Genomic DNA, 12,076 nt, shown 5'->3' with positions numbered 1-12,076 from the left:
GCGTGATGTGGTAATCTTTTTTTAGATTGCCACGTCGTTACACTCCTCGTAATGACATGTAACTAAATTGTTTTTAAACAAAAAAGAGGCTAGAAGCCTCTTATATTGTGATTATTTTCTTAATCCTAGTTCTTTAACTATAGCACGATATCTTAAAATATCTTTCTTAGTTAGATAGTCTAGTAAAGCACGTCGCTTACCTACTAGTTTTACTAACGAACGCTCAGTATTAAAATCTTTACGATTATTTTTTAAGTGTTCGGTTAAGTGGTTGATACGTTCTGTAAATAATGCAATTTGTCCTTCGGCAGAGCCTGTGTCTTTTGCATTTTTACCATGCTTTTTAAAGAGTTTCTCTTTGTCTTCTTTTGTTAAATACATGCTAATATTATTGTAAATGATTGTTATGTAAGTTGAAAGTCGATCTTTCAAGCGGCAAATATAGTAATTTTAAATGATTTACAAATTTGCATTCTTAAAAAAGAAAACTATTTCTTGATGAATCGTTTGGTTATATAGCCTTTAGAGGTTTCGAAATTTACGATATACAATCCAGAATGTAAATGAGAAATATCAATACTTTCAGAATGGTTTGATCTCTTTAATACAATTCTACCATTTAAATCAATTATTTGAATAGATGTAATTGTAGTTCTATCTGACGATTTAATATTTAAAATATTAGTTGTTGGGTTAGGGTATAATTTAATTTCATTTGAAGCAAGTAAGTTGTCGTTAATATTTAATGTACTTCTATCTTGAGCTTCATATAACCTAATTGTTTCATTGATAACGGTTCCAAAAGCATCAATATCGATGACATTAGTTGAAGTTCTAAACACTAAATTGCCATCAGTGTCATCGTAATAGTAATATGACGTTTGAACGACTGTTCCGATATTAAAAATACCAGCAACTACTAATGAGATACTAAGTTCGGTTTTTAAACGTGTCACACTTCCATTGTAAGCTCCTAATCCAAAATCATTTAAGTTAAGTGTGCCATAAGCATCTACAGATGTGTCAAAATCGCCTGAAAACGTTCCGCTAACAGGAGTCCCATTTGCATCACCTGAAAAGCTACCACTCACAGTATCATTGTTCAAAAAATTGAAATTTAAAGGGAATGTTCCTAGCGTAGCATTGTTTGATAGGTTTAAAGTAAGTAATCCACCTTGAGCAGCTCCAGTAATTGAAATTTCTCCAGCGTTGTCTCTAATAAATAATTTGCTTTCAACAGGAGGTGTGCCTGCTGTTGTGATGGTGAGAACTTCTGTGGTATTTGGGTATTCACTTAGTTCTCCAGAAGTTGGGGCAGCATTGGTATCGGTATTTGATCCTGCTTGAACTAATGAGGTGTAATTCCAGATTGTTGATGCTCCACTAGCGCTTTCATCAATTGGATTTGTAGGGTCAATGATAGCATAATCTGTTTCAGTAGTATTTACAAACTGGGCAATAGGAGCTTGAGCAAAGCTAAAACAAGAGGATAATAAAGTGATTAAAAGTAATTGTTGCTTCATGGTTTAGTGTTTTAATGGTTTGATTTATTGTAGATTACTAAATTATGAATAAATATTTGATTAAAAAAAGACCTCAATTATGAGGTCTTTTTTTGTTACATTCTTAATGGTTGATTTTTTATTAAATCAATATATAAATTGATTTTCTGTTTTAAATCTTTACGATGAGTTATAAAATCAAGAAACCCATGTTCTAATAAAAACTCTGAGGTTTGAAAACCTTCAGGTAATTCTTGTCCTGTGGTGTCTCTCACGACTCTTGGTCCTGCAAATCCGATTAAGGCTCCAGGTTCACTAATGTTAATGTCACCTAACATAGCAAAAGAAGCTGTTGTGCCTCCCGTAGTTGGGTCTGTACATAATGAAATGTATGGGATACCTGCATCTGCTAATTGCGCTAACTTTACAGATGTTTTTGCCAATTGCATTAAAGATAAAGCGGCTTCCATCATACGAGCACCTCCAGATTTAGAGATGATCATGAATGGTGTTTTTTTCTTTAAGGCGTAATCGGCTGCTCTTGCAATTTTTTCACCAACGACACTTCCCATTGAGCCACCAATAAATGAAAAATCCATACAAGCGATAACTAAATCTTGTCCGTTAGATTTACCAACAGCAGTACGAACGGCATCTTTAAGATTTGTTTTTTCTTGCGCTGCTTTTAAACGGTCTGGATATTTTTTTGTGTCTTCAAATTTAAGAGGATCTTTTGATGTTAAATCGGCATCAAGTTCTTTAAATTTATTATCATCGAATAAAATTTCGAAGTATTCTTTACTTCCAATTCTAACGTGGTATCCATCTTCTGGACTTACGTAATAGTTTTGTTCTAGTTCTTTGGTGTCTACAATTTTACCAGTTGGAGATTTATACCACAATCCTTTGGGAGTGTCTTTTTTCTCTTCGGTAGTTGTTTGTATTCCTTTATCTTTTCTTTTAAACCAAGCCATAATGCTTTATGATTTTGAGTCCTTTGACTGTGTTTAGGACTAAGTTATAAATTTTGAATAACGATTGTTATTATAACAATCACTTAATTGCGTTAAGGATTGAAGCGGCATCCTTTTATAAAAAGATACAGCGTAAAGCCTGACTACAAAATTAAACCTTTTTTTAATTTTGTGGTAACGCCCTAAAAAAACTTATAAAGTATTTACATTGTTGAGATCTTCAAATGCTTTTTTAAGACGCTCAACAAATGCGTTTTCTCCTTTTCGTAACCAAACTCTAGGGTCATAGTGTTTTTTGTTTGGAACGTCGTCACCATCTGGGTTTCCAATTTGAGATTTTAAGTAAGCTTCTTTTTCGCTCATGTAATCACGAACTCCACTCATAAAGGCGTATTGCATGTCTGTGTCAATATTCATTTTGATGACACCATAGCCTATGGCTTCTCTGATTTCTTCGACAGTTGAACCAGAACCACCATGGAATACAAAATCGATATGATTGTGTGGTAGGTTGTGTTTTTTTGATAGGAATTCTTGCGAATTTTTTAAGATTTTAGGTGTGAGTTTTACATTACCTGGTTTGTAAACACCATGAACATTACCGAAAGCAGCTGCGATGGTAAATTGGTCACTAACTTTGCTTAACTCTTCGTAAGCATAAGCGACTTCTTCGGGTTGTGTATATAATTTTGAATCGTCAACATCTGTATTGTCAACTCCATCTTCTTCTCCACCTGTGATTCCTAATTCGATTTCTAGAGTCATTCCCATTTTGCTCATACGTTCAAGGTATGATTTACAGATTTCGATGTTTTCTTCGATAGGTTCTTCAGATAAATCAATCATGTGCGAGCTGTATAAAGGTTTTCCTGTGTCTTTAAAATGTTGCTCGCTGGCATCAAGTAAACCATCAATCCAAGGCAATAGTTTTTTAGCACAATGATCTGTATGTAGAATTACAGGAACATCATAAGCTTCAGCCATAAGGTGAATATGTTTTGCGCCTGCAATTGAACCTGCAATGGCAGCTTTTTGGTTGTCGTTACTTAATCCTTTTCCTGCATTAAATTGAGCGCCTCCATTAGAAAATTGAATAATAACTGGCGCATTTAATGCTTTGGCAGTTTCTAATACACCATTTATAGAGCTAGACCCTATAACATTAACTGCAGGTAAAGCAAACCCTTTGTCTTTTGCTAGTTTGAATATTTCTTGAACTTCTCTACCTGTTGCAACTCCACCTTTTATATTGTGACTCATTGTATGATTATTTAAGTTGAAAATTAAGATTCAAAAATACATAATTTTTGGATATCATAAGAGGTGTTTTAAGGCTAGATTAGTAATAACTTTAGAAATAGGATTGTAGAAATAGAATAATTAAAAAGGATAGTTGATTCCTATATTGTAAACAGCATTTCCAAAATTATAATTTTTAAACCATCGTGTGCCAATTGGTCTTGAAGGATCGTAGGTTTTAAACCCAACGTCGAGACGCAATACAAAGAAGCTAAAATCATAACGAAGTCCAAATCCAGAACCGATGGCAATATTTTTTAAAGCATCTAATCCTTCAAAGGTTGCTTGTTCGTCTTCGACGTCATCAAGAACGTTCCAAATATTTCCAGCGTCAATAAAAACAGCGCCATTAAAGCGACCAACAAGGTTAAATCGTTGCTCTGCACTTAGTGTAAGTTTCATATTTGCTTCATTAAACTCGTTGGTAGATAAGGAGCTTCCTGGTCCGAGGTTATAGGCAGTCCAAGCTCTAATATCATTTGGGCCACCAGCAAAGAAACTTTCAGCAAATGGAATGTTATCGGAGTTGCCATATGGAATAGCAATACCAAAGTAACTTCGAACAGCTAATACATTTTTTTTGCCTAAATCCCAATGTTTAACTAAGTCTAATTCGGTTTTTATAAATTGTGAAAACGGAACACCAAATAGCTCATATTTATTGTCGCTATTTTTATTTAAGTTAATAACCTTAGATAGGTTTGTTAGTAGGTTTCCAGCAGCTTTAATTCTAAGTCTAAAAATAGTAAAGTCGTTATCAAAAAGGTTTTCTCTTCGGTCTTTAACATAATTAAAACTTGATGAAAAAATGAGGTTGTCTGCTGTAAGTCGATCTTTACGTTGGGAGATGTTATTAATATCTTCGTAACTATCGTCATCAGGATTCAAAATGGTATTGTTATTAAGTACATCATCAATAAAATTATCTGTGCCTTGTGGGATTGATAAATCATTACTGCTGTTTATATAGTTGATGTTTTTAGCAATTTGGTTTAATCGATCATAAGAGTTTTGATAAACGCCAAAATAATTGCTAGTGTTTAAGTTTTTAACAAACTGCACATTAAGCAAATCAACATTATTAGTCACTTTTTTTGAAGGAAACCAATTGTAATTAAAGGCTCCTGTAAAGGTTTGCTTGTCTAAACCAATATTTCGTTGGCTAGTTGCGCCAATACTAATTCGTGTGCTTGGTGACATGTATTTAGGAATGATTTTTTCTGTATTGAAAGGAAAAAATAGTCTAGGAATACTAAGTCTTAAATTTCCACCATACTCGTTGATGTCAAAAAATTGGTCTTTACTATCTGAAGCATCTCTAGAAGCACCAATAGCTCCTAAACCAGATATTTCAAGAGTTTCTGCACCTCTAAACACATTTCTAATTACAAGTCCAGTACTAAATGAAAATCCAATAGTTTGAATATTGCTTTGAGTGACATCTAAGTCATAACCTAAGTTATATTTTTTCTTAGGTGATAAATAGATATTAGCAGTTAAAGTGGTGTCTTGCTCATTTTCAATGTATTCAATATTTGGGTAGTTAAATGCTTTAAGTTCGCTTAAATACCTGTAAGTTCTAGTTCTGTCGAGATCTCTAAATATTCGATCTTTTGTTATAAAAATAGCATCGGTTAATGCTTTTGGTCTGTATTTTAATTTATCATAACTATATAAGTTGTAGCCTTTATATTGCACAGAATCTGTAATGGGTTTATTTCTGTTTTCGTACCTGTAATCACTATAAATATTTACATCTTTTATTTTGTAGATTTTGAAAGGAGCACGAGAGATCGAGTCTTCAGAACGGATTGCTCTGTCTTCAATTATAATTTCGGTATTTACATAATCTCCAGGTAATATAGTATCTATGTCAAAGTGTATATAATCTTGTCCGAAGTGAAATAGTCCAGAATTTCTTAACTCTGAGGTAAGTCGGTTTCGTTCATTAGTATAGTTTAATCCGTCAAATTGATCTCCTTTTTTAAGTAATGAACGTTTTTTTAATTTAGAACGATACAAAGAGTCAATTACAGGAGATGCAATATTAGTTGTAATGGAGTCTAAGAAAAATGGATTTCCTTTTACAACTTTATACGTAACACTGGCTTTTTGTGTGCTGTCTTTTTCAACCTCGTATGATGTGTCTACATTAAACCAACCTTTACTGTAAAAATATTTTTTTAGTCCAACAGTAGTCTTTTTTGCTTTAACTTCACTAAATATTGCTGGAGCTTCTCCTGTTTTTTTTAGCCATTTGTTAAATCCTTTTTTAGAGCTTATTAGAGCTTCATATTGTTTTAAAGAGAGTAGTTTTTTTTGTCCAGTTCTAGGATTTTCAGGATTTCTGTATTTTTCATTTAAAATAGAGTCGATGTTTGGTCTTGCTAAATTAAAGATGTGTAGCCGAAGCGGAACACCTAATAATTTTCCATTTGTTTTTTGGTAGATAAGATTACTAACAGTTTCAGAGTTGTCTTTCTTGTCATCAACTAAAACGGTATTTTTGGTTAATAAGTGTTCATTTTTGCCAACGCGTTTCATTACGTTACACGAGCTTGTTAATGAAATGATCACTATGAAAAACGATATGTAGTAGAGGTTTTTTTTCAACAAAAATCAATTAGAAAAACGTTGCCATTCAAAAGTACAGTTTTAATGTGCTAAAGCATAACAAAAAATAGACCAAAAAAGTATTACTTTGTAAAATCTATATAAGTCACAAAAGTAATTACATTTTGAGCATCACAAAAAATGAGATAAAATTAATTAAATCCTTAAGTCAAAAAAAGTTTAGACAGAAAGAACAGCTTTTTTTAGTAGAAGGGATAAAAGGGATTCGTGAATTTTTAGATTCAGAGTTTGAACTCTATAAATTATATGCTACTGATGCTGTTTTTGACGTTGAAACAACCTTAATTTCAATAAAAGACCTCCAAAAAATTAGTGCATTAAAAACACCTAATACTGCAGTGGCTATTTTTAAAATGCCTAAAACGCAAACTGATAAAAAAGCGTCATTAATTTTAGCATTAGATGATGTTAGAGATCCTGGAAATTTAGGAACTATTATACGATTGTGCGATTGGTTTGGCATCGAGTCTCTTATTTGTAGCTTAGAAACGGTAGATTGTTTTAATCCAAAAGTTGTTCAAGCCACAATGGGTTCGTTAACTCGTGTTCAAGTTGTGTATACAAATCTAGAGCATTATCTCAAAAACTCTACATTAAAAGTTTATGGAACTTTTATGGATGGAAGTAATATCTATTCAGAAAACTTACCCAAAGAAGGTATCATTGTTATGGGAAACGAAGCTAATGGCATCTCTTCTGATATTGAAAATTTAGTCAATAAAAAAATTGGAATTCCACGTTTTGGAAATTTAAAAGCAACCGAAAGTTTAAATGTAGCAACTGCAACTGCAATTGTTTTAAGTGCTTTTAGAGGATGTTGATTTTGTAAATGTTTAGTATTAGGAATACTCTTAAAAAAGGCATAGATTTTGTTTACCTTTACATGCAAAATCAAATATTAATGAAATTTAAGACTCTTTTTTTATTTCTATTTTGTTGTCCATTGTTTTTAATGGCTCAAGTGGAAGAAATAAATCCGCCAGATTATATCAAGTCAATTACCTTTAAGAGTAGAAATACACGACAAGGCGAATTACCTATTTTAAGATTAAATGAACCCTTTCTCTTAGAGTTTGATGCTTTGGTGTCTACTGAACCTGATTTTTATTACACCATCGAACATTATAATTACGATTGGACGAAATCTAATCTTGTAAAAATGGAATATATGGTTGGTTTTGATGATTTCAGAATTGTAGATTACAGTAATTCGTATAATGCGTATCAATTGTACTCTCATTACACCTTGCAAATTCCTAATGCGCAAACTAGAGCGTTAACTAAGTCTGGAAATTATATAATTTCAATTTTTAACGATGATAGAGACATAGTTTTTTCTAGAAAGTTTATGATATATGAGCAAAAAGTTGGTGTTGGAGTTGCTGTTAAACGCTCAAGAGATGTAAGATATATTGAAGGAAAACAAAGTGTTGATATTTCAATAAATTCAAGTAGTTTAAACCTTAATAATCCATTACAAACGGTTAATACTTTAATCATACAAAACAATAATTTGCATACTGCAATTAAAAATGTAAAGCCACAATATACCTTAGGTAAAGAATTAGTCTATCGATATACTCATGAGACTGCATTTTGGGGAGGAAATGAATATCGTTTTTTTGAAACAAAAGATGTGAGAGCTGCAAATGTAGGTGTTCAGTTTGTTGATCTAAAAGAGATTTATCATAGTTATTTGTTTGTTAATTCCGAACGTGGAAAGCGACCATACACCTATAATCCAGATATTAATGGTAACTTTTTAATTACGGCTATTGATGTTGAAGATGTAAACATTGAAGCCGATTATACCATGACTCACTTTGCATTAGCTTATCCTAAATTAACTGATGGTAGTAAAATTTATGTGTATGGCAATTTTAATAATTATGCCTTAGAAGATATGAATAGAATGGTGTATAATAGTGATGAAAACTATTACGAAGCCATCTTTAAACTTAAACAAGGATTTTACAACTACAAATATGTTGTTGTTGATCCTGATGGAAATTTAGATGAAGGACGTATAAGTGGCAACTTTTGGCAAACTGAAAACAATTATAAAGTGCTTGTGTATTATAGAGATCTTGGAGCAAGATATGATGCACTTATTGGTTTTGGTGAAGCTACATCTGAAGCGATTTCTAACTAAATAGCATTTGGCTTTGTTTCTATTACAAATTCATTAAACGTATCGTATTTCAATTTTCTTTCTATAAATTGATTTGAATTCTTGCAATAAAATTGACATTGTTCTATGGGTTTAGCATATAAATGCAAACTTATAGACTTTCCTTTAAATACATTTCTTAGTTTATGAAATCCAATGTTGTCATTCATAAACGATGATTGATGAGGTGTCATAGATTGCAAATGCGTTTCTTTGAGTGTATTGTTAATGTCTAGTGTGTAAAACACTTCTTCCATTTTGCCTTCTAACAAATAAACCCAACAATCTTTACCATCATGATTGTGTATAGATGTTTCTTGACCTTCTTCCCAGCATAATAACAACAATTCAAATTGCGCATCTCTATACATGCAATTTCTGGTGTATTTTTCTGAAGACCAACTCTCGAAAGGTTTAAAATCTATTGTATTAAAATCAAAACCATTCATGATTGAATTGTAATGTGTTTTAGAAGAGTCCGACAACTGTTGTACTAATTCTTGAATATTTTCTGGAGATTTCAAAAGGCTTCTAATAAATTTTAGAAAAGGATTATTGTAATATTCCGAAAAAATAGGAATAAATTTACACAAAGCCAAAATTTTAGAATCATAACACGATATGCATAACGACTTAAAATTGTTTAATGAACTCGCAGAGTTTTTACTGTCTGAAGAAGTTAGTCAACCTGTAGCAATTCCAATTGATACTAAGGTTTTATACGAAACAATAGATATAGAACTTAAAGATGAGCCAACTATTGATGAAACCTTTAAGAGTACATTAAAAGACATCATAAAAAGTACGCCTAAAACAGCATCTAAAGCGTTTTTTAATCAGTTGTTTGGCGGACGAATGTCTAGAGCAACTTTAGGCGATTTACTGGCAGTTATGCTAAATAATAGTATGTATACTTATAAAGTAGCAGGAGTTCAAGTAGGTATAGAAAAAGTGATATTGCAACATATTTGTAAACGCATTGGTTATGGTGACGATAGTGATGGAACCATAGCTCCTGGAGGTTCTATGTGTAACTATATGGCAATGTTAATGGCAAGAGATGCTTTTGATAATACAATTAGAAATGAAGGTGTATCAAATAAGCTAATTGCTTATACATCTGAAACGTCACATTATTCCGTTACTAAAAATGCTTCATTTATTGGTATTGGAAGACATCAAGTACGTTCTGTAAAAACCAATGCAAAAGGTGAAATGTTAGTTGAAGATTTAAAACTTCAAATTGAACAAGATATAGAAAAAGGCTTTCAACCATTTTTTGTAAATGCAACTGCAGGAACCACAGTTTTAGGTGCTTTTGATAATGTTGAACAAATTAGTAAAGTATGTCAAGCCTACAACCTTTGGTTACATTTAGATGGAGCCTATTGTGGTTCTGTAATTTTTAGTAAAAAATATAAACACTTAGTAAACGGAATTGAACTCACCGATTCGTTTAGTTTAAATGCACACAAGATGTTAGGAACACCTTTAGGTTGCTCCATTATTGTTACTAGAGATAAAGCAAACTTGTACCAATCGTTTTCTAATGAAGCCGATTATTTATATCAAACCAATGATGATGCTTTTAATTTAGGAAAAACCTCATTGCAATGTGGTAGGCGTAATGATGCCTTAAAGCTATGGACTTTATGGAAGTCGGTTGGCACTAATGGATTGGAGCAAATTGTAAATCACCAATTTTATCTTGCAGATGTTGCTAGAGATTACATACAATCAAATTCAGATTATACCTTGTATAGTTTTGATGATTCAATTTCAGTATGTTTTAATTATAAAGGTATTTCTGCAAAAACATTATGCACTAACTTGTATGAGCATTCAAAATTGATGGTTGGCTACGGAACCTATAGAAATGAAACATTTGTAAGGTTGGTAACCATTAACACTCAAGTAGAAAAAAATGATATCATTTCGTTTTTTAAAACGCTTGAAGCTTTTGTAGGTTAAGAAATGTTTAACTGAAATATAAAAAACGTAGGTATCATGTTAAATTTTTATATAATTTAAAAAAAAACGCAGATATTAAATCAAAATTTAGCTATTTTTACATCCTCAATTTTAAATCTTACAATGGTACAACAAGTAACATGTGGTATAAAAATTTCTGTCGAAACGACTTTCGAAGGCACATTTTATAAAAATTATAAAGTGCATTTTGCGTTTGGATATAAAGTTACTATTGAAAACCAAAGTAAAGATTCCGTTCAACTTAATTCAAGATACTGGAAAGTGCTTGATGCTTTAAATAATGTTGAGGTTATTGAAGGTGAAGGTGTTATTGGGAAAAAGCCAGTCATCAAGCCTGGTGAATCCCATACTTATAATTCAGGTTGTTTGTTAACCTCTCCTTTTGGTGCGATGCAAGGTCACTATAATATGGTGAATTTTTCAAATACCAATAAATTTAAAGTCATTATTCCTTCGTTTAAATTGAGTGCGCCTTTTGCTCTTAATTAATCCTTATATTTTTTCTGAAACTCAAATCTAAAGGTTTTATTTTTCTGTTCAATATGGAAGAATTTACAGTTTGAATAATGTATGAATTCATATGCTGTTGATATGTCAAATACTTCAGAGTCTACTTTATAAATGCCATCACAATCAATATTTCCATAAGGAGAAATACGTCTAAAACGATATTCAGTTTTACTTCCTAAGTGATAAATTTCAAACCATGCTCCTGCAGCAATACCACTAAGCCATTGTGCATGTTCACTTTTTGTTGTGTTGTGCTTAGGTTCTAGAGTTCCAACTAAACTAGGGTTATAGCCTTTTAAGCGGTCCAAAAACAAACGCCGATTTTCTTTGCTGACAGTCGATGTAAACTCCGAAATTTCTCCAGTGTCTGAAACCAAATAAATATCATCTTCGGTATCAGCAATAACTACATTGCCAATAGTACTTGGTGTAAAACGTTTCGATTTTATCAATGCAGATTTTAATTTTGAATCAGTTACACTTGCAATAATACTATTGGTTACAAAGCGAGCACAATTACTAGCGTTTTTAATGAAAGCAGCATACCTTATAAATCCGATATTTTGTTGAGCTGTGATATGAGCTCTAGCTTTTTTATAGTCAATTGCATTACACACTGAAGCATAGAGATTTCCGTCACCATGCGTAAGTTTTGGATTTGTAGCTAAAAACTTCAGAATATCATCAAGGTTTTTTATGCGATCATTTTCAATTTTAGCTTGTATAGGGAAATGAAGTTCAAAATCGGTTTCGCGACCTCTAACTCTTCCGTGAGGTGAAGCAGTAATATATCTTCCAAAATCGTGATATTCTAAAACTCCTGTAGATTTGTCAATAAGAACTAAAGCCGCATGACCAGCTCTGACATGTTTTTTGCTTCCAATATGAAGAAATCGTAGAAATTTTGAATACCATTCTTCGGCATGAGAGACAATGGTTTCAGGATAGGCAAGTGTAAGGATTATTCCGTCGTTCATGTAAAAATTAAAGTCACC

General features: G+C 32.1%; 11 protein-coding genes. 4 read left to right on the top strand and 7 right to left on the bottom strand.

What is annotated here, in order from left to right:
- Window positions 1-111: 111 nt before the first annotated feature.
- The 5 genes from rpsO to ACP15M_RS11650 form a co-directional block, all read right to left on the bottom strand.
- Window positions 112-381 (bottom strand): 30S ribosomal protein S15, encoded by a 270-nt coding sequence (rpsO, locus tag ACP15M_RS11670; RefSeq protein ID WP_425077389.1) that lies wholly within the window; start codon window positions 379-381, stop codon window positions 112-114.
- A 107-nt stretch (window positions 382-488) separates the two neighbouring features.
- Window positions 489-1,523, bottom strand: coding sequence for a T9SS type A sorting domain-containing protein (locus tag ACP15M_RS11665; RefSeq protein WP_425077388.1), 1,035 nt, complete (start codon window positions 1,521-1,523; stop codon window positions 489-491).
- A gap of 95 nt (window positions 1,524-1,618) precedes the next feature.
- Window positions 1,619-2,476, bottom strand: a complete 858-nt coding sequence (accD, locus tag ACP15M_RS11660) for an acetyl-CoA carboxylase, carboxyltransferase subunit beta (protein ID WP_425077387.1) — start codon at window positions 2,474-2,476, stop codon at window positions 1,619-1,621.
- A 192-nt stretch (window positions 2,477-2,668) separates the two neighbouring features.
- Window positions 2,669-3,736: a class II fructose-bisphosphate aldolase gene (gene fbaA, locus ACP15M_RS11655; protein ID WP_425077386.1), complete on the bottom strand. Its 1,068-nt coding sequence runs from the start codon at window positions 3,734-3,736 to the stop codon at window positions 2,669-2,671.
- A gap of 120 nt (window positions 3,737-3,856) precedes the next feature.
- Window positions 3,857-6,319 carry a BamA/TamA family outer membrane protein gene (locus tag ACP15M_RS11650; RefSeq protein WP_425077385.1) on the bottom strand — a complete coding sequence of 821 codons (2,463 nt, stop codon included), beginning with the start codon at window positions 6,317-6,319 and terminating at the stop codon, window positions 3,857-3,859.
- Between the two features lie 194 nt (window positions 6,320-6,513).
- Here ACP15M_RS11650 and ACP15M_RS11645 point away from each other — a divergent pair, with 194 nt between their 5' ends.
- Window positions 6,514-7,230 (top strand): TrmH family RNA methyltransferase, encoded by a 717-nt coding sequence (locus ACP15M_RS11645; protein ID WP_425077384.1) that lies wholly within the window; start codon window positions 6,514-6,516, stop codon window positions 7,228-7,230.
- 80 nt (window positions 7,231-7,310) lie between these two features.
- Window positions 7,311-8,561 carry a type IX secretion system plug protein domain-containing protein gene (locus tag ACP15M_RS11640; RefSeq protein ID WP_425077383.1) on the top strand — a complete coding sequence of 417 codons (1,251 nt, stop codon included), beginning with the start codon at window positions 7,311-7,313 and terminating at the stop codon, window positions 8,559-8,561.
- On the opposite strand, the gene ACP15M_RS11635 is transcribed toward ACP15M_RS11640, so the two are convergent.
- Entirely contained in the window at window positions 8,558-9,103 is a 546-nt protein-coding gene (locus ACP15M_RS11635; RefSeq protein WP_425077382.1) for a cysteine dioxygenase, read from the bottom strand. The two genes, ACP15M_RS11640 and ACP15M_RS11635, sit on opposite strands and share 4 nt — an antisense overlap.
- Window positions 9,104-9,200: 97 nt before the next feature.
- On the opposite strand from ACP15M_RS11635, the gene ACP15M_RS11630 reads away from it, so the two are divergent.
- Window positions 9,201-10,550 carry a pyridoxal phosphate-dependent decarboxylase family protein gene (locus ACP15M_RS11630; protein ID WP_425077381.1) on the top strand — a complete coding sequence of 450 codons (1,350 nt, stop codon included), beginning with the start codon at window positions 9,201-9,203 and terminating at the stop codon, window positions 10,548-10,550.
- A 123-nt stretch (window positions 10,551-10,673) separates the two neighbouring features.
- Window positions 10,674-11,060: a Co2+/Mg2+ efflux protein ApaG gene (apaG, locus tag ACP15M_RS11625; RefSeq protein WP_425077380.1), complete on the top strand. Its 387-nt coding sequence runs from the start codon at window positions 10,674-10,676 to the stop codon at window positions 11,058-11,060.
- Here apaG and ACP15M_RS11620 read toward each other — a convergent pair.
- Window positions 11,057-12,058 (bottom strand): DUF6695 family protein, encoded by a 1,002-nt coding sequence (locus ACP15M_RS11620; protein WP_425077379.1) that lies wholly within the window; start codon window positions 12,056-12,058, stop codon window positions 11,057-11,059. The two genes, apaG and ACP15M_RS11620, sit on opposite strands and share 4 nt — an antisense overlap.
- Window positions 12,059-12,076 lie beyond the last annotated feature (18 nt).

This window comes from Psychroserpens sp. S379A, assembly GCF_049800755.1.
Taxonomy (GTDB): Bacteria; Bacteroidota; Bacteroidia; order Flavobacteriales; family Flavobacteriaceae; genus Psychroserpens.
This window is presented reverse-complemented; position numbering and strand designations above follow the sequence as displayed.